The organism is Turicibacter sp., assembly GCF_017941855.1.
GTDB classification, from domain to species: domain Bacteria; phylum Bacillota_I; class Bacilli_A; order MOL361; family Turicibacteraceae; genus Turicibacter; species Turicibacter sanguinis.
This window is the reverse complement of sequence record NZ_JAGAVR010000122.1, coordinates 1-19,184: the sequence shown is the minus strand read 5'-3', so window position 1 is coordinate 19,184 and position 19,184 is coordinate 1. Positions and strand designations below refer to the sequence as shown.

General features: G+C 32.9%; 14 protein-coding genes and 2 riboswitches. All 14 genes read left to right on the top strand.

Annotated features, from left to right (window positions below):
- Positions 1–194: 194 nt before the first annotated feature.
- Entirely contained in the window at positions 195–1,340 is a 1,146-nt protein-coding gene (locus J6D32_RS13110; RefSeq protein ID WP_055165736.1) for an MGDG synthase family glycosyltransferase, read from the top strand.
- Positions 1,321–2,139, top strand: coding sequence for a RecX family transcriptional regulator (locus tag J6D32_RS13105; RefSeq protein WP_006783488.1), 819 nt, complete (start codon positions 1,321–1,323; stop codon positions 2,137–2,139). The genes J6D32_RS13110 and J6D32_RS13105 overlap by 20 nt, the downstream gene beginning before the upstream one ends.
- A 45-nt stretch (positions 2,140–2,184) precedes the next feature.
- The gene (locus J6D32_RS13100) at positions 2,185–2,892 is read left to right on the top strand and encodes a GntR family transcriptional regulator (RefSeq protein WP_006783487.1); all 708 of its coding nucleotides are present in this window, start codon (positions 2,185–2,187) and stop codon (positions 2,890–2,892) included.
- A gap of 68 nt (positions 2,893–2,960) precedes the next feature.
- Positions 2,961–3,076, top strand: a riboswitch (FMN riboswitch).
- Positions 3,077–3,282: 206 nt separating this feature from the next.
- Entirely contained in the window at positions 3,283–3,909 is a 627-nt protein-coding gene (locus J6D32_RS13095; protein WP_009606160.1) for an ECF transporter S component, read from the top strand.
- An 82-nt stretch (positions 3,910–3,991) separates the two neighbouring features.
- On the top strand, positions 3,992–5,170 hold the full coding sequence (locus tag J6D32_RS13090) for a sugar ABC transporter substrate-binding protein (RefSeq protein ID WP_006783485.1): 1,179 nt from the start codon (positions 3,992–3,994) through the stop codon (positions 5,168–5,170).
- Positions 5,171–5,340: 170 nt separating this feature from the next.
- Entirely contained in the window at positions 5,341–6,981 is a 1,641-nt protein-coding gene (locus tag J6D32_RS13085) for a glycoside hydrolase family 13 protein (protein WP_287467754.1), read from the top strand.
- A gap of 338 nt (positions 6,982–7,319) precedes the next feature.
- Positions 7,320–8,738, top strand: coding sequence for a peptidoglycan DD-metalloendopeptidase family protein (locus J6D32_RS13080; RefSeq protein ID WP_229059753.1), 1,419 nt, complete (start codon positions 7,320–7,322; stop codon positions 8,736–8,738).
- 250 nt (positions 8,739–8,988) lie between these two features.
- Entirely contained in the window at positions 8,989–10,257 is a 1,269-nt protein-coding gene (locus J6D32_RS13075) for a hemolysin family protein (RefSeq protein ID WP_129821680.1), read from the top strand.
- An 82-nt stretch (positions 10,258–10,339) separates the two neighbouring features.
- Positions 10,340–11,809 carry a glycosyltransferase-like membrane protein gene (locus tag J6D32_RS13070; protein WP_262957680.1) on the top strand — a complete coding sequence of 490 codons (1,470 nt, stop codon included), beginning with the start codon at positions 10,340–10,342 and terminating at the stop codon, positions 11,807–11,809.
- A gap of 54 nt (positions 11,810–11,863) precedes the next feature.
- The gene (locus J6D32_RS13065; protein ID WP_006783480.1) at positions 11,864–12,814 is read left to right on the top strand and encodes a glycosyltransferase family 2 protein; all 951 of its coding nucleotides are present in this window, start codon (positions 11,864–11,866) and stop codon (positions 12,812–12,814) included.
- A gap of 66 nt (positions 12,815–12,880) precedes the next feature.
- Positions 12,881–14,062 (top strand): DNA recombination protein RmuC, encoded by a 1,182-nt coding sequence (locus J6D32_RS13060; protein WP_006783479.1) that lies wholly within the window; start codon positions 12,881–12,883, stop codon positions 14,060–14,062.
- Positions 14,063–14,139: 77 nt separating this feature from the next.
- A riboswitch (SAM riboswitch) is annotated at positions 14,140–14,240 on the top strand.
- A gap of 341 nt (positions 14,241–14,581) precedes the next feature.
- Positions 14,582–15,772: a methionine adenosyltransferase gene (metK, locus tag J6D32_RS13055; protein ID WP_006783478.1), complete on the top strand. Its 1,191-nt coding sequence runs from the start codon at positions 14,582–14,584 to the stop codon at positions 15,770–15,772.
- 122 nt (positions 15,773–15,894) lie between these two features.
- A complete protein-coding gene (locus J6D32_RS13050; protein WP_287467753.1) occupies positions 15,895–16,785 on the top strand; it encodes a diacylglycerol/lipid kinase family protein in 891 nt (296 codons plus the stop codon).
- 159 nt (positions 16,786–16,944) lie between these two features.
- Positions 16,945–19,184 (top strand): N-acetylglucosaminidase (locus tag J6D32_RS13045; RefSeq protein WP_287467752.1); only part of this gene is annotated, 2,240 nt, incomplete at its 3' end.

Here is a 19,184-nt window from a genome sequence, read left to right as displayed (position 1 = left end):
AATACGTTATTAAATATTGAGATGGTTTTATTTTCTGAACTAGTTTAAAACTTAAAAATTCTTAAGAAAAAAGAGTTTTTATGTCTAAGAGTGGTAAGTTAAAGGAACAATATAGATACAACTATTAATTTGTGCTATTATATTGATTAGTCTTTCAACTTTAATATTATCTAAATAAAGAAGGAGAGGGAAAAATGACTCGTTCAACGAAAGTATTAATATTAACAGCTCCGTTTGGAAGTGGGCATTTGCAAGTTTCTAGCGCTCTAACTGAAGAGTTTATGAAACATGAAAATGTAATTGTAGAGGAATATGATTTATATTCTGAAGAATTTCCGACTTTATCAAAAACTTTACAAAAGGCGTATTTAAAAACATATAAACCAATTGGAAAAGATCTTTATCGTATGTTATATTACGGTTCAAGCTATGCTATTCATGATTCAATTCATGCTAAAATTTTAAAACCTTATTTAGAATTCGGAATTCGCTCACTTCGCAATAAGATTAATTCGTTTAAACCTGATGCTATTATCAGTGTGTTTCCGGTAACGTCTTTATATACACTTGAAGAAAAGGGATTTAAAATTCCTATTTACACAGTTATTACTGATTATTATGCGAGTGGATTATGGTTGTATAAAGGAGCTCGTCGCCATTATGTTGCAAGTAATAAAATGGTTGCTTGGGGCGTTGCAAATGGACTTTCTCAAAACCAATTCATGTTAACAGGAATACCAATCAATTCTAAATTTTATAAAAAACATCCTAAATCTGAAATCTATGAAAAATATCAGTTAGATCCTAATAAACGAACGGTTGTCGTTTCTGCTGGAGCATACGGTGTTGTTTCTCATGTTGATGAGATTGCCACTCGTTTAGCATCACAACCGGAGATCCAAGTTGTAGTGGTTTGTGGAAACAATCATAAAATGTATGAGAAAATGATGGAAGTTAAAGCCGGTTACGCTAACTTACAAGTGTTAGGATATTGTAAAGAGATGAATGAACTCTTAGATATCGCTGATTTAATGGTGACTAAGCCGGGAGGTATTTCATTAACTGAAGCCGCGGTAAAGTCAGTCCCAGTTATTTTATATAATCCTGTTTATGGGCAAGAACTTGAAAATGCCCGTTATTTTGAAGAAAAAGGAGCATCTGTCATCGTTTCAAGTGAATCTGAGTTAATTTATCATGTACTCATTATTTTAAATGAAGAGGGAATGCTTGAAGAAATGAAACAGAATATTAACCAATTATCACGTCCTTATTCTGCTAAGAATATTGTAGAAGATGTGTTAAAAGATAGTGAAGAATATTATGAACAACAAGTGTTATAAAGTTTTAAAGCTTGAGCATTTAAAAGGATTAGACTATGAAGTTACGATTTTAGATGAATCAGGATTAACTCAAGTTTTAGCGGTTCATGAAGAGATTGTTTTAAAATATCGATTAGTAGCGGGAAAGGAATTAGATGAAGCGATTTATGAAGAGCTTCAATCGAAATTAGATTTAGGACGTGCTTATCAGTACGCCTTAAATCTTTTAAGTCGTAAATCTTATACCACTGCAGAAATTTATCAAAAACTAGAACTTAAAGAATATGAATCTTTAATGATTAAAGAGGTACTGGAGCGTTTAACGAACGTTGGATTATTAAATGATGAACAGTATGCTATATCTTATATTTCGCACCATTCGATTATGGGGAAAAAGGGTCCAGCTGGTATTTCTCAGGATCTATTGAAAAAAGGAGTTTCCTCTCGTTTAATTGACAAGCATTTGAAATTATATGATGATGACACTCAGCTTGAAAATGCAATGAAATTAGCAAATCAGGTGCTTAAAACTAATACGAAATATGGTCCACATTTTATAAAGCAAAAAGTATCTCAGCATTTAATGAATAAAGGATTTAGTCGCTTTGTGATTGAGAAGGCGATTAATCAGATTGAATTTGAAGATGAAGACTCAGATCAACGCATTTTAGTTAAAGAAATGGAAAAGTTATTTAGAAGACATCAGGCATTAAGCGGTTATGATAAGAAAGTTAAAATTGTAAATGCCCTGATGCGTAAGGGATTTAACTATGATGATATTTCGAGTAGTTATCAACAATTAATTCAACAAGAAGAGTAAGGAGACTTTTTAATAGTCTCCTTTATTTGGTAAGAGGGATGAGTTATGGCACAACCAGCATATTTAAAGGTTAAACTACTTATTGAAGAAGAAATTAAATCATTGGTACCGAATGCAATGATTCAATCAGAACGAGATTTAGCAATGAAGTATGATGTTTCACGTATGACAGCACGAAAAGCAATTGAGGAATTAATTAAGGAAGGAAAGCTTTATCGTAAGGAAAAAGTGGGAACTTTTGTAGCAGATAATAAATTACATGAGCCTGTAGCAGAGCTTGTTGGATTTACATCAGAGATTATTAGTAAGGGAATGAAGCCACATACTAAAGTTGTTGATTATGATATTATAATTGCAGATGAACGTATTGCTCATCACTTAGAAATCAAAGTTGGGGATAAGGTGCATAGTTTGTTAAGATTGCGTATGGCAGATGATAGACCCATGACTTTAGAACATAACTATATTCCATTATCAGTGATTAAGGAGTTACCTCGCTCCGTGATTCATCGTTCGATTTATGCGTATTTAGATCAGGAGTTGAATGTTAAGATTGCGTCAGGAACACAAATGGTAACAGCGATTAAAGCTGATGAGTTGGTAGCGGGGTTACTTGAAGTTCCGTTAAATGATCCATTGATTTATATGGAGTTGACGTCTGTTTTGATGAATGGGCAGGTTTTAGAGTTCGTTGAAACGTATGCGAATCCACAAAATTATAAGGTCATGATTCACTCTAGAAGAAAATGGTAGGTTTTGGTGCGTCTGACTTGACAGTTTTAATGGAGTGGGCTACAATAAGCGTGTAAATTAAAAAACTAATAAATCTTCGAGGCAGGGTGAGAGTCCCTACCGGCGGTATTAGCCCGCAAGCCGAAAGGTTGATCTGGTGTGATTCCAGAGCCGACAGTGAAAGTCTGGATGGGAGAAGATTCGTTTTTGATATACTCTTTTTTAGAGATATCTCACGAAGATTTATTACGTGAGATCTTTTTTATTTTTATAGCTATTTTGAATAGGGATTAATAAATACTATTAATAGAAATTTGTTTTAGTAATAGAATTAATACTTATCTAAGGTACAACTATATTTTAAAAAGGATTTTACGAATATTTACAAATCTATCTTTAGGAGGAGAGTATATGAAAAACTCAAACAGTATTTTTAAGAACACAAAAAATTTAGTTTTACTTGGCGTTTTAGCGGCATTAGGTGCGATCTTAATGTTTATTGAAATTCCATATCCACCGGTACCATTTTTAAAGTTTGATCTAAGTGAATTAGTCGTTTTATTAACAGTTGAAATTTTTGGTTTATGGCCAGCCATTTTATTAGCAGCGATTAAGTCTTTAGTTCATGTGATGATAATGGGGCTTACGACTCCATATGGAATTGGTGTGATTACAGCATTTATTGCTTCAACAACGATTGCTTGTTTATATGTATTAGTTAAAAAGTATATCGATGGGGCAAGCTTCATGAAGAAAGCTCTTCGCTTTTTCTTAGTGATTGCAGGATTTAGTGCGGTTTTAACAATTTGTAACTACTTCTTTATTACGCCAATTTATTTCGGGAATTTCTGGTTTACACAGATTAGAGAGTGGACAACGTTAAGTTCATTTATTCCGGGGTTATCATTTGATTTAGGATACGGTGCAGCGATTGCATTTGTTTATATTCCATTTAATGCTTTAAAAGGATTATTAGTTTTAACGGTATATGAGATTATTGCGCCACGTTTAACTTCAGCGCTTAAAAAGATTAAATAAATTGTAAACTCCGAGGGGAAGTCTTTAGACTTCCCCTTTTTTTTGATATAATTAGATTAAATGGAAAACAAAGGGTGATTGGGTGAAAAAGTTTATCTATATTGTTTTTTTTATTATGGTTTCAGTGGGTTTATATCAAAATATTAATCGTTTAGATTTATTAGAAGAAGATATTTTAAGAGTTTGGGTAAGTAGTGATGAGTTTAAAGTCTTAAGTAAATTAAATGAGCAATTTGAAGAGAAGTACGGAGTGAAGATTGAGATGAAAATTATGACCTCTGAACAAGTCGTTTCTAATCTTCCATTATATGTTGGAACTCCTGATTATCCGGATGTAATTACGTTATCCCATACCTTAATTTCTCAGTTGGTTCAAATGAATGCATTGAGTCCAATTAGTGATATTTTTGAGGAATTAAATATTTTACCTGCTGTTAAATCAGGCTTTAAATTTAAAGGGGAGTATTATGGGGTACCTTATAATGCGGATACGGATATTTTATTTTATGATAAGTCGAAATTTCCAGAGGGTTTAAGCGCATTTAATGCGTTAGACGATTATTCAGATGTATCGTTAGTTATTGATTATCAAGATATTTATCATATAACACCATTTGTGACTGGTTTTGGGGGATATACGGTTGGGATTGATAATTTTGGAGATACGAATTTTTATGATATTGGATTAAACAAAGAGGAATCTATTTTAGGCTTATCGATGATGTTACAACTATTAGAGCCAAGTGCATTTTATAATAATGAAGGGGATATTTATAAATCATTCCTTAATAGCAAAGCAAATTTGATGATTGCACCCGCTAAGTTAGTTAATTCACTAAGTGAAAGTTATGATAATTTAGGATATCAAGCAATTCCTAATTTTAAAGAAGATGTTTTACCATATACGTATATGAAGATTGATACGTATCAATTAACGAAATATAGTCAAAATAAAGATTTAGCAAAAGAGTATTTTAGATTTTTATTAAGTGTTGATGTAGCTACTGCTCGTTATGAATATAATCGTTCCATTGCACCGGTTGATTATGAAGTCCCAATTTCACAGGATGAGTATTATACGGTTGTAAAAAAACAGTTGCATCGATCTTTACCACTGCCGAATCAGTCTGAATTTAATTATTTATATTTACCTTACAAAGAAGCCGCTAAGGAATTTGTATCAATGCCCGATCAAATTCAATCTATTTTAGATACAGCAGTTAGACAAATTGATGATCAAATTGAAAGCATCTTAAAATAGTTATGGCTTATTAGTCATCTCTTGTTTACAGGAGGTGGCTTTTTTAAAAATCTGAGATCAATAAGTAAACGGTTTTACAATTCTTTTTAATTGAGTTTTTAAATGGCAGTATCTATAATAAAGTTAGAAATTGAATCGTTTCGATAAGGAATGAATTTCAGGGAGGAATTATGATGGAGAAAAAGTGGTGGCATAAATCAGTTGTTTATCAAATCTATCCAAGAAGCTTTAAAGATACAAGTGGAAATGGAGTAGGGGATTTAAGAGGAATTATTGAAAAATTAGATTACTTAAAAGAATTAGGAATTGACGTGATTTGGTTATCACCGGTTTATAAATCTCCAATGGATGATAATGGATATGATATTTCTGATTATCAAGATATTGCTCCTGAATTTGGGACAATGGCAGATATGGATGAGTTGATTAAAGAAGCGAATGCTCGTGGAATCCGTATTGTTATGGATTTAGTAGTGAATCATACTTCAGATGAGCATCCATGGTTTTTAGAAGCTAAAAAATCAAAAGATAATCCATATCGTGATTATTATATCTGGCGAGATCCTGCAGAAGATGGCGGAGTTCCGAATGATTTAGGTTCGACTTTCTCGGGGCCTGCATGGAATTATGATGAAACAACAGGTCAGTATTATTTCCATTTATTTAGTAAGCGTCAACCAGATTTAAACTGGGAAAACCCTAAAGTAAAAGAAGAAGTTCATAAGATGATGAATTTCTGGTTAGAAAAAGGAATCGGTGGATTCCGTATGGATGTAATTGATTTAATTGGTAAAGAGGTAGATAAAAAAATTACAGGAAATGGACCTCGTCTACATCCATTATTACAAGAAATGAATAAAGCATCATTCGGAAACTACGATGTTTTAACGGTAGGAGAAACATGGGGTGCAACACCTGAAATTGCAAAACTATATTCAGATCCAAAACGTCATGAGTTATCAATGGTTTTCCAATTTGAACATGCTTCAATCGATTGGCATCCTCAAGAAGGAAAATGGCGTCCAACTCAATTTGATTTCCTTAAATTTAAACAAATTTTAAGTAAATGGCAGACATCACTTGATGGAGAAGGATGGAATTCATTATTCTGGAACAATCATGATTTACCTCGTATTGTTTCTCGTTGGGGAAATGATAAAGAGTACCGTGTTGAAACAGCTAAAATGTTTGCTTCAATCCTACATTTAATGCAAGGAACACCATACGTATATCAAGGTGAAGAAATTGGGATGACAAATGTTCATTTTGAAAAATTAGAACAATATAATGATATTGAAACTTTACAATTCTATCGTGATAATATCAAAAAAGGTTATACACATGAAGAAATGATGGATGCAATTTGGAAAAATGGACGTGATAATGCCCGTACACCAATGCAATGGGATAACTCAGTAAATGCAGGTTTCACAAACGCTACGCCATGGTTAGAATTAAATCCAAACTATACGGAAATTAACGTGAAAGATGCGTTAGAAAATAAAGATTCGATTTTCCATCACTATAAAAAATTAATTAATTTACGTAAAAATACTGAATTTAGCGATGTTATTGTTTACGGTAAATATGAATTATTACTTCCAGAAGATGAGCATATTTTTGCTTATATTCGTGAAAATGAAGATAAAAAATTATTATTAGTAGCGAACTTTAGCGAAGAGACAGTAACACGTTCATTTGATGGAGAAGTGAAACAAATTATCCTATCAAACTACAAAGAATTTGATTATCAATTATCTTCTTTAGAATTAAGACCATATGAAACTGTTATTTTTGAATTATCAAAATAATTAAAATTTTTCAAAGAACCTCTATTTTTAGCAAAAATAGAGGTTTTTTTTGTATTTTCTGCTTAAAAACACAATGAAGAAAACGGATACATAAGTAAGAGATAATAAAGTTTTAAAAATGATGTATTTCTGTAGAAAAATAGTATATTTTCTGATAAAATGTTTGATTTATAATAAAAAAGCAGGGTTTTTCACATTTAGAACACAAGTTGGACATATCTATATGAAACAATTGAATAGAACTTAAGAGAGAAGTTGAATAAAATTTTAAAAATATACTAAGTCACCAAGACGTAGGGAACTTTGTTAGAGTTTAACAAAGTATGGAGGTCGTAATGATGAAGAAAAAATTAGTTGGGGCAGTTATTGCAACGATGATGTTTGCAAACAGTCAGCAGCAGGTAACACATGCTCAAACGGTAACCCCAAATAATCAACATGTAGTTTATCGAATTTATATAAATGATGAAGTTGTTGGATTAATCAACAATAAAGAAGAATATGATACTTTCATTGAAAATCATATGAAAGAATTATTACAACAATATCCAGATCAAGTCATCTATGCACCGACGAATGTTCGTGTGGAGGAAGAAGTAACTTTATTACCAGTTGATTCAATTGATAATCAAGCTGTCTTATCACAAGTAGCAGAAAAAGCGGATTTTAAAACGTCAACAAATGTTGTGACAATTGGAGAGCAAAAGTTTGCGGTAAAAGATACAGCTGTTGTTGAATCAACATTAATGGATTTAATGAAGTATTATACAGGCACTGAAAATTTAGCTAAAATTATGGATACAGAAAATCCAATTCAAGCTTTATCAGAGACGGGATCTCAATATATTGGAGCTAAAGTTGTAGAACCTGTTAAAGTTGAATCAAGTTATGCAGCACCTGATGAGGTGTTAACAACTGACCAAATGCGTCGTATGATGTTATATGGTCAAAAGGAGCCACAACAGACTGTCACATTTGGAGAGGATTCGTCTCTTTGGTATATTGCTCGTGATTATGGTTTAACAGAGGAAGAGCTTATCCTATTAAACCCTCAGGTGGAAGGTTTAAAATGGGGTGAGTTATTAGGAATGGAGTTAGATGTAACACCATTAAATCCAATCATCCATGTTCAAACGGAACAAGAGAAAGTTAATGTTGCACCAATTTCTTATGAAACAGAATATATTGATGATGAGACGATGTTAAAAGGACAAACTAAGGTGACACAAACGGGTCAAAATGGTGAGTTTTTAACGCGTACCAAAGTCGAATATGTGAATGGTGAGCAAACAAATTCAACAGTGGTTGAAGAAACTCAACTTTCAGAACCAGTTAAAGAGGTCATTATTCGAGGAACAAAGGTTGTCTCAGGAGTAGGAACTGGAAACTGGGTATGGCCAACGACATCACGTAACGTAACATGTGGTTATTTATGTTATAGCGGACATTATGCAATTGATATTTCTGCTAGTACAGGGCAATCTGTTTATGCAGCTGATAATGGAGTTGTTGTGAGTGCAAGTTATAATGCAGCTTATGGAAATGTCATTCTAATAAATCATAAAAATGGTTATTATACACGTTATGCTCACTTAAATTCTATGAATGTTAAGGCTGGAGATATTGTGGAAGCTGGTCAATTAATTGGTGGAGCTGGAAACACTGGAAATTCGACAGGAACTCACTTACATTTTGAGATTCGTACGAATACAGGAAGCCAACCAAGTTATGCGCCAAATCCTTTAGATTTTTATTAATTATTTTTTGAAAAAGCATGAAAACTCTAAGTGTCTACCATAATAAAGTAGATGTTTAGAGTTTTTTTTATAGCAAATTTATAAGAATGCTATGTATTTAAAATGTCGATTAATGATAAAAAAATAGAAGATTTAAATGTGTGGAAACTGTATAAACAAATCGAGAATATTGACAAATACAAATGAAATTGATATAGTATTCTACATAAAAAAATTACATAATTATGAAATTATAGGAGTGTGAATTATTTTGGACCCGTCCATGTATTATTTAATACTTGTTGGTATGATTATTTTATCAGCATTTTTTAGTGCTTCAGAAACTGCTTTTTCGAGTGTAAATTTGATTCGTTTACGTCAGTATGCCGATGAAGGAAGACCAGGTGCTAAAAAAGCATTAAATGTAGCTGAGCGTTTTGATGAAGTATTACTCGCTATTTTAATTGGAAATAACGTTGTTAATTTAGCATCGGCATCGATTGCAACTATTGTAGCAACCGATTTATTAGGCGCGTCAGGCGCTGCAGTTGCAACAGGAGTTATGACGATTCTAATTATTATTTTTGGTGAGATTTTACCTAAATCTTATGCTAAGGAAAATGCTGAACGATTCTCATTAGCGATTGGTTCGACTTACTATACTTTAATTATTATCTTGAAGCCTGTTATTAAGCTTTTTATGATTTTAAAAGATTTTGTAGCTAAGTTATACACAAAGCAAGAGGAAGAACCATCTGTGACTGAAGATGAGTTGAACGTAATCATTGATACAATGGAGGAAGAGGGTGTATTACAGCAAGATGAAGTTGAGATGCTTCAAAGTGTTCTTGATTTAAGTGAAACTTTTGTTAAGGATATTATGACGCCTCGAGTAGATGTCACAGCTGTAAGTATTCATGATTCCAATGAAGATATAAAAAATGTTTTTCTAGAAGAGAAATATTCGCGCATTCCTGTTTACGAGGAATCGCGGGACAATATTATAGGGATTTTATATCAACGTGATTTATTTGCTGAAATTATTGAAAAAGGTTCAGTTGAAGATGTAAATATTGTAGATATTATGAGAGACCCAATGTATGTTTCTTATACGATGCGTGTATCAGATTTATTAACTCGATTACAATTTGAAAAACAACACATTGCAATTGTTGCGGATGAATATGGTGGAACAGCTGGACTCGTGACTATGGAAGATGTTTTAGAAGAAGTGGTTGGGGAAATTTATGATGAACATGATGAAGAAGAACAATTAGTTACGAAAAAAAGTGATACTTTATATGAGGCGAAAGCTGATATTGATTTAGATGAATTATTTGATATTATGGATATAGATTTAGATATTCCAGAAGATGCTTATTCTCTAGGAAGTTGGATGTATTCAAAGATTGAGGATATTCCCGATATCGGCGATATGTATCAGTATCATCACTTAGTTTTCACGATTATTGAAGTTGAAGATCGCCGTATTAAAAAAGTAAAAATAGAAGTTTTACCGGAAGTTGAAAAAGAAGAATAAACAGAAAAAAACCCTTGGTTAATATGAATGAACCAAGGGTTTTTATGTGAAAATAAAGGTAGGTAATAAAAAGGAGATTTTTATGAATATTTCTGGTATAAAGTTAGGATTAATGACATTATTTAATGTTGTATTTGTCATTGTTTTTGGGTACATTTTATTAAATACAAGCATATTTCCATTTAAAATATTTAAAATAATGAATCCTGTCGTGATTTTACTCGGAGTCATTATTGTATTAAGTGGCTTATACTTTTTAAATAAAAGACTTGAAAAGTGTAATGAGAAAAGATTAATGGTTATATCAATAGGGAGTTTTATTATTTTAATTATATTACAGTTTTTCTTTGCACGTTATTTTACAGTTAATCCAACATGGGATTTTGGAAAAGTGTATGATGAGGCGTATGATTTATCGATTCAGTTTCGACAAATAGATCAGTATTTTTATTTCTACTGCCCTAATAACCTTCCAATCTTGTTATTAGTAACAGGGTTGTTTAAGATATTTAGGTTTATGGGATTTACTGATCTGTTAAAGCCGTTAATAGTGGTGAATTTAAGTATTGTATTTTTAGCGGTATGGATTATGTATTTGTTTATTAAAGAAATGTATGGCTTACAACGAGCTACTTTATTTAGCATTTTATCTATTTTAATTACACCATTTTATACATATACTACTATTGTGTACACCGATACCTTAGGCATGATTTTACCTATTTTATCACTTTATTTGTATGCAAAGATTTATCGTTCTCCTAAAAAAGAAATAGGATTGTTAGTAACTTTAGGATTAGTACTAGGTCTTGGAGGCCTTTTGAAGACGCATGCTTTAGTTGTTTTGGTGGCTATTTTAATTCATTATTTCTTAACGAGAAAAGACGGATTCATTAGATTAAGTGCACCGCTCATTTTAATGGTATTAGTGACGATGATGAGTTATAAACTCGCCATAAAACCGTTGATTCCTGTTGCATCGAGTGAAGTAGGATTTCCAAAGACACATTGGGTGATGATGGGACTTAAAGGATTAGGTGGATATGATGATGAGGATACGAATATGACGCGATTTTTAAAAGATAGTGGTTGGTCAAATGATGAGATTCAAGCACAACACATTCGTCTAATGAAGGAACGATTAGAAGCTTTTGGAGTGGGTGGATTTATCAACCATTTGAATTCTAAGTTGAATTTTACGTGGTCAGATGGAACATATTTTGCTCCAGAGAAATTAAAGCGTGAGCCAATTGTTACAAATAATTATCAAGATTATATTTTTGGGGATAAAAACCTACCATACTTATATTTAAGTCAAATGGTTCATGTTGTAATTTTATTTTTAATGTGGTTAAGTAGTATCCGTATTTTAAAAGATAAACTATGTTTTGAAAGTGTTATGACGATATCGGTATTTGGAGTGATGTTATTTCTATTAATTTGGGAAACTCGCTCTAGGTATCTAATGATTTATTTACCGGTCTTTGTTGTATTAGCCAGTTATGGATTTGGTGAGTTTACACAGATGATTCAAAAAATAAAGCGTCAATAAATTTGTAAATTTATGATATAATTAAGTATCAAATTATTTTAGGTGGTGGACTTAATGGGGAAGCTGATTTCCATTATTGTACCGTGTTACAATGAACAAGAAACAGTTGAACGTTTTTATGAAGAAATTATAAAAGTAACGAATGAAATTAATGGATATGAATTTGAATTTGTTTATGTGAATGATGGTTCAAAAGATCAGACAGTCCCATTAATTAAAGCGTTGCGTGAAAAAGATGAGCGTGTTTGCTTAATTGATTTTTCTCGTAACTTTGGAAAAGAAGCAGCGATGCTTGCAGGAATGGAATATGCTCGTGGAGAAGCCGTCGTTATTATGGATGTTGATTTACAGGATCCACCGGAGCTTTTACCTAAAATGGTTAAGCTTTACGAAGATGGATATGAAAATATTTATACACGACGTCGTAATCGTGATGGAGAGCCACCTATTCGTAGTTTCTTTGCCAATATGTTTTATAAAGTGATTAATCGCATGAGTGACGTTGAAATCATTGACGGAGCTCGTGATTATCGTTTGTTAAGTCGTCGTGCAGTTGATGATTTAATTAGTTTAAAAGAGTCAAATCGTTTCTCAAAAGGATTATTCCAATGGGTTGGATATCAATCGATTTGTCTAGAGTTTGATCACGTTGAACGTGTTGCGGGTGAGACAAAGTGGAGTTTCATGAAACTTGTTAACTATGCAATTGAAGGAATCACAGCATTTTCAAATGCGCCTCTTCGTTTTGCAACTTATACAGGAGTTTTAGTGGCGTTTGTGGCATTTGCATATTTACTATACATTTTCTTTAATACAGCGATCAATGGAAACCCAACGGCAGGTTGGTCATCAATGGTTTGTATCATGTTATTCTTAGGAGGAGTACAGTTAATCTTCTTAGGAGTCATTGGAGAGTATATTGGTCGCATTTATAATGAGGTTAAGGGACGTCCTAATTATATTGTGAAAGATTATTTTGGTGAGAAAAAAGAACTTGAAGATTAATTCTTCAAGTTCTTTTCTTTTATATGGTAAAATAATGTTAATAAATGGGTGAAGTGAGGGATATTAGTGACGGTAGTTTATATTTTATTAATTGTGGTTATTTTTTTATTACTGTTAATTTTAATCAGACAAAATTTATATACAAGAAGTCGTCAAAATCCACAGTTAGATTTGCAGGTGAAACAATTGCTTGAGGAGCAACAACGAATGGAGAAGCGACTTCAGGATGCTAATTTTCAGTTAAGTGGGAGTTTTAATCAGGCGAATGAGCGAGTGCTTGAGCGTTATGGACAGTTTGAGCGGGTGATGCGAGATCAATTGAATCAGCATACGTCTTTGGTGAATCAACAATTACAGAGTGATTTTTCGAAGTTAAATGAACGGATTGAGTTTAATTTGCTGCGTATTAATGATAAGGTAAATGAGAGGCTAGATCAGTCATTTAATAAGACGAATGAGACATTTCAAAATATTTTGGTTCGTTTAGCAAAGATTGATGAAGCACAGAAAAAGATTGAAAGTTTATCAACGGACATTGTATCACTACAAAATCTGTTATCAGATAAAAAAAGTCGAGGAACGTTTGGTGAGGTGCAACTTTATCAAATTATGGCAGCTGTTTTCGGTGAAAAGAATGATCGTATTTATGAAACTCAGTATAAGTTATCAAATGGAACTATTGTAGATGCCATGCTTCATGCTCCACTTCCAATGGGGGATTTACCGATTGACTCGAAGTTTCCGCTTGAAAATTATCAACGTATGATGGATCGAACTTTAGGGGAGGTAGAGCGTCAACTAGCAGAGAAACAGTTCAAACAAGATGTTAAGAAACATATTGATGATATTTTCAATAAATATGTGACACCACAGGAAACTTCAGATCAGGCTGTGATGTTTTTACCAGCAGAGGCAATTTTTGCTGAGATTAATGCCTATCACCCAGATTTAGTAGCTTATTCGCAACGTAAAAGAGTATGGCTTGTGTCACCTACAACTTTTATGTCAACACTGACAACGATTCAAGTGATTTTAAATAATTTAGAACGGGATCAACATGCTTTAATTATTCAACAGGAGTTGAATAAATTAGGGGATGAATTCAAGCGTTATAAAGAGCGATGGGATAAGTTGAGTAAGCATATTGATAGTGTGTCGAAAGATGTTAAAGAAATCCATATTACAACTGAGAAAATTGGGACTCGCTTCGATGCTATTTCAAATGTTGAACTTGATTTTACAGAATAAGTCGCTAATATTTGACAAATAAATAAAAAGGCTTTATAATAGATAAGAATTAAATTTAATAAAATTACAATAATATACTCTTATTAAGAGCGATGGAGGCATAGGGGCCTATGAAGTCGCGGCAACCTCTGAAATTGAAAGGTGCCGACCCAAGCGAGTTTAACTCGAGCAATAAGAGGGTTTGAATCTACCTATTCAAGTCCGCTTATAGCGGGCTTTTTTTGTTAGCTCATCTTTCCGGCTTTGTCGGAATAGATGAACTATACATCTGTGTTTTTTGCAGATGTTATCCATTAGTGCTATTAGTGTGTATTCACTGTATTTGTGAATACACATGAAATCTATAATTAGACAAACTTTACATCGCGAAGGCGATGTAACAACCATTGTTAGAATATAATTTAGTGGAAAATAGGATTAGATTCAAGTTAATTGCAAAAATTAACGGCCCTAAGCATGATTTTATATCTAAAGCTTAATAATATAGAGTATTAATGTGAATTGAAGGAGGACATTATAGTGTCAGAACGTCGTTTATTTACATCAGAATCAGTAACAGAAGGTCATCCAGATAAAATTGCTGATCAGATTTCAGATTCAATTTTAGATGCGATCTTAGCCAAAGATCCAATGGCACGTGTTGCTTGTGAAACATCGGTAACAACTGGATTAGTGTTAGTGTTTGGGGAAATTACAACGTCTTCGTATGTTGATATTCAAAAAACAGTCCGTGAAACAATTCGTCAAATTGGTTATGATCGTGCAAAATATGGATTTGACGCAGATACATGTGCTGTGTTAACTGCAATTGACGAACAATCGGCTGATATTGCGATGGGTGTTGACCAAGCGTTAGAAGCTCGTACTGGTTCAATGAGTGATGAAGAAATCGAAGCAATTGGAGCAGGAGACCAAGGTTTAATGTTCGGGTTTGCTACAAATGAAACAGAAGAATTTATGCCATTACCAATCTCGTTAGCTCATAAATTAGCACGTCGTTTAACTGAAGTTCGTAAAAATGGAACATTAGACTATTTACGTCCAGATGGAAAAACTCAAGTAACAGTTGAATATGATGAAGCTTTAAAACCAGTAGCTATTGATACTGTATTATTATCGACTCAACATTCACCAGAAGTAACTCATGAGCAAATCGAAGCAGATATCAAAAAATATGTATTTGATGAAGTATTACCACAAGAATTAGTAACTGAAAATACTCGTTATTTAGTTAATCCAACAGGACGTTTTGTAATCGGTGGACCTCATGGAGATGCAGGATTAACAGGACGTAAAATTATTGTTGATACTTACGGAGGATATGCCCGTCATGGTGGTGGAGCATTCTCAGGTAAAGATGCAACAAAAGTAGACCGCTCTGCTGCATATGCTGCACGTTATGTGGCGAAGAACTTAGTTGCTGCAGGGTATGCAGATAAAATTGAGATTCAATTATCATATGCAATTGGAGTTGCACAGCCTACTTCAATTATGGTTGATACATTCGGTACAGGGAAAACTACGAATGCCAAAATCGTCGAAGTAATTCGTCAAAACTTTGATTTACGCCCAGCGGGAATCATTCAAATGTTAGATTTAAGACGCCCAATCTATAAACAAACAGCTGCATATGGACATTTCGGACGTACTGATGTCGATTTACCATGGGAACGCTTAGATAAAGTAGAAGCGTTAAAAGCTTCACTTTAATATTAAATAGATGTATAATAATAGCCTGATTTTTTTACAAAAAATCAGGTTTTTATTATGTGAGAGAGTGCTATAATATACTATGCTATAAAACTTTAAATTTTTGAAAGGAAGTGCCTAGTGTGCTAAAAAAACTGTTACTTATAATCAATCCGACGTCAGGTCGTGGGATGATCAAGGATTACCTTTTATCGATTGTCACTCAGTTTAGTTTAGCTGGATATGAAGTGACAGTTTATCCAACGAAAGCTAAGCATGATGCTGTGAGTAAAATGAAAGTCGCTCGAAGTTATGATTTGGTTATCGCAAGTGGTGGGGATGGAACGTTGAACGAAGTAATCACTGGCTTAATTGAAGCAAATGGGAATACTCCGATTGGTTATATTCCAACAGGGACAACTAATGATTTTGCATCAACACTTGGTATTCCTAAAAATGTTCCAAAAGCACTTGAACTCTGTTTAAATGGGAAACCAATGCCCATTGATATCGGGATGTTTAATGAGCGTTATTTTATGTATGTTGCTGCATTTGGGGCTTTTACAGACGTAGCTTATGAAACGCCACAACCGCGCAAAAATATGCTCGGGGGACTTGCTTATTTAATTGAAGGATTAATGAAGCTTCCAACGATTCAATCCTATCAGTGTAAAATTTATCATCGTGATGGGTTTATTGAGGGAGATTATATTTTTGGAATGATTTCAAATTCGGATTCGGTAGCAGGGATTAAAAATGCATTTGGAAATCAAGCGGATTTAAATGATGGACTATTTGAAGTAACATTAATTCGAGCTCCTAAAAATTTGATTGATATTCATCGTATTTTAACCGACTTTTTAAATCGAACATACGATCCTGAATACGTGTTAACATTTAAAACAGATCGAATTACAGTTGAGAGTGAACAGGATGTGAAATGGACGCTTGATGGTGAAGATGGTGGAAGTATGAAACATGCTACCATTAAAAGTCTTCAACGACGTGTTCAGATTTTAAGTAAAGGTGAATAAAAAAAGAATTCAAGTATACTTGAATTCTTTTTTTATTACTAAATTTCTTATTATATACAAAAGAGTGTCAAAATATTCTTTTTATCTATGTTTTAATGACAAAAATGTATAAATTATTTATAATTAAAGGAGCTATGTATTGGAGAAGGAGTTGTGAAAATGAATCGAAAGCGGGGCAAGAAGGAAGTCTTAAAGGGAACATTAGCAATCGGATTATTAATAAATCAGTTTAGTAGCTTTGGGGCGATTGTTAATGCTACGGTATATGAGTCAGAAGTAGAAAATAATTCAGATATTGTTCAAGAATCAATTGATTCAAGTCAAGACGATCTACCAGATTTAGATGGAAACTTATCTAATGAAAGTACTGAAAATGAAGAGATTCAGAATCCGGGGGACGGTTTACCTGAAGAAATTCCAAATGACGAAGAATTCGGAGAAACTGAAGATGTAGAATTAGAGATTCCTAAAGTAGAAGAAGATTTAGATAGCGCTGATGGATCAGAAGAAAGCAAGAGTCCAGAAGAGCAAATTGAGGAAGAATTACTTGAAGAAACTGCTTCAATTAATTTAGAAGATGATGGTTTATTCTCCATTGAAAGTCGAAGTTCTGGAAGTGGATTAGTTCAGCTATGGCAAGTTGTTCCTGATGGACAGCAATCAAAAGAAGGTAAGACTACTTCAGAAATTATGAAGGCATTACAATGTAAGCCCAATCATAATTTATATCCATCTGGTGGACAATCTGAACATAATACATATGTAAACTCTTGTTATGTAGATGATGCGTTATATTTAGGAGAAGATACGAATTATTATTATATTTATTTATCTGGATATGAAGGGAAGGTTCCTAAATCTGAATCTCATTGGTTTAAATTAGATTTAAATAATGATGGGACAAAGGTAAAGTATGAAATTCAGACAGTTGCTTATTATATTCCAGGCGGAACAACAATGTATAGTTTACAAGAAAAAACTGAACCATTAGATGTTCCAGAGTTGAATTATTATGATCAATACTTAGATAAATATAATGATATAAATGAACGAGGAATTACTACTTTTAGTACGTCAACAGTTCAATCACCATCTTATTATGCCAATGAAAATGGAACGTTAGTTCATTATCTAACGAGTAATGTAACAAAGGCTAATAGTTATTCAAAAGTGATTGTTGGAAAAGCACCATCTTGGATGAGTTCTAATGTTAAATATTATAGTTATGATGGAATTTATTTTTATACAAACTGGCGTAACATTAAGGTTAATGGTCAAGGTGCTGTAAATCAATCAAATCCATTTTATAATTATTATCAATATCTACCAGTTAGGTCGAAATCAAATTATTCAGCTAATATTTTTGATAATTATACAAATTCGAATGGTGGAGCAGGTGGAAAGTTAGTCAATACAGGCCAATACTTCTATGCTGTTCAAGATAAGTATGGGATTAATGGTGCCTTACAGTACGCTATGGGAATTCATGAAAGTGGATGGGGAAAAAGTAGTTTAAGTATTGATAAGAATAACTTATTTGGGATGAATGCGACAGATAATAATCCTTACGGCAATGGAACGAGCTTCCCATCTGTTGAAGCAGGAATCAATTATCATGCTGACCGTTACCTATCATGGGGATATACAGATCCGGTTGATGATTGGAGATATATGGGATCTCATGTCGGAAATAAAGGAAGTGGAATGAATGTTAGGTATGCATCCGATCCATTCTGGGGAGAAAAAATTGCTGGTTGGTATTATCGCTTTGATAGTGCCAGTGGATTAAAGGATTATGATTATTATACAATCGGAATTAAACAATCTAACGCGGTTGTAGATGTTAAGAGTCAAGCTAATTCAAGTTCATCTACTTTATATCAAACTAAAAATAAAAAAAGTAATATAAAAATAGGGCATTATCCTGTCTTAATAACAGGAAATTTAAATGGATTTTATCAAATTAAAACTGACACACCTCTGAATAGTAGTGGAAATGTCCAATATAATGCAACATATCAGTGGCCTAATACTTATGGATATATAAATAATAACAATGTTATCGTAGTTAATGGAAATAACAGCTATAATGATCCTTTGAATTTGCAACTGTATAATCCAACAACAAAAGATACATTAGATAGTATTTACTGGTCAAATGGAAAATTAAATTTAGAAGGATGGGCTATTATTGAAGGGCTTAATATTCCTACTGATACTAGTGTAAGTAAAAAGTTAATATTTACTGATAAAAATGGTAAGAGTTATGAATATAATTTAACTAATGTTAAAGCAACTAAAGTCACAAATTCTAGTTGGGCAAATCCAGGAAATTTATATAACTATGATTATGCAGGCTATAAAATAAGTATAGATGAATCTGATCTTCCAGTAAATTT

What these genes read in the sequence shown, in the direction of transcription:
- J6D32_RS13100 (WP_006783487.1), top strand. Translation starts at nt 2,185, where the DNA reads ATGGCACAACCAGCATATTTAAAGGTTAAACTACTTATTGAAGAAGAA.
- J6D32_RS13070 (WP_262957680.1), top strand. Translation starts at nt 10,340, where the DNA reads ATGAATATTTCTGGTATAAAGTTAGGATTAATGACATTATTTAATGTT.
- J6D32_RS13080 (WP_229059753.1), top strand. Translation starts at nt 7,320, where the DNA reads ATGAAGAAAAAATTAGTTGGGGCAGTTATTGCAACGATGATGTTTGCA.
- J6D32_RS13105 (WP_006783488.1), top strand. Translation starts at nt 1,321, where the DNA reads ATGAACAACAAGTGTTATAAAGTTTTAAAGCTTGAGCATTTAAAAGGA.
- J6D32_RS13065 (WP_006783480.1), top strand. Translation starts at nt 11,864, where the DNA reads ATGGGGAAGCTGATTTCCATTATTGTACCGTGTTACAATGAACAAGAA.
- J6D32_RS13110 (WP_055165736.1), top strand. Translation starts at nt 195, where the DNA reads ATGACTCGTTCAACGAAAGTATTAATATTAACAGCTCCGTTTGGAAGT.
- J6D32_RS13085 (WP_287467754.1), top strand. Translation starts at nt 5,341, where the DNA reads ATGATGGAGAAAAAGTGGTGGCATAAATCAGTTGTTTATCAAATCTAT.
- J6D32_RS13095 (WP_009606160.1), top strand. Translation starts at nt 3,283, where the DNA reads ATGAAAAACTCAAACAGTATTTTTAAGAACACAAAAAATTTAGTTTTA.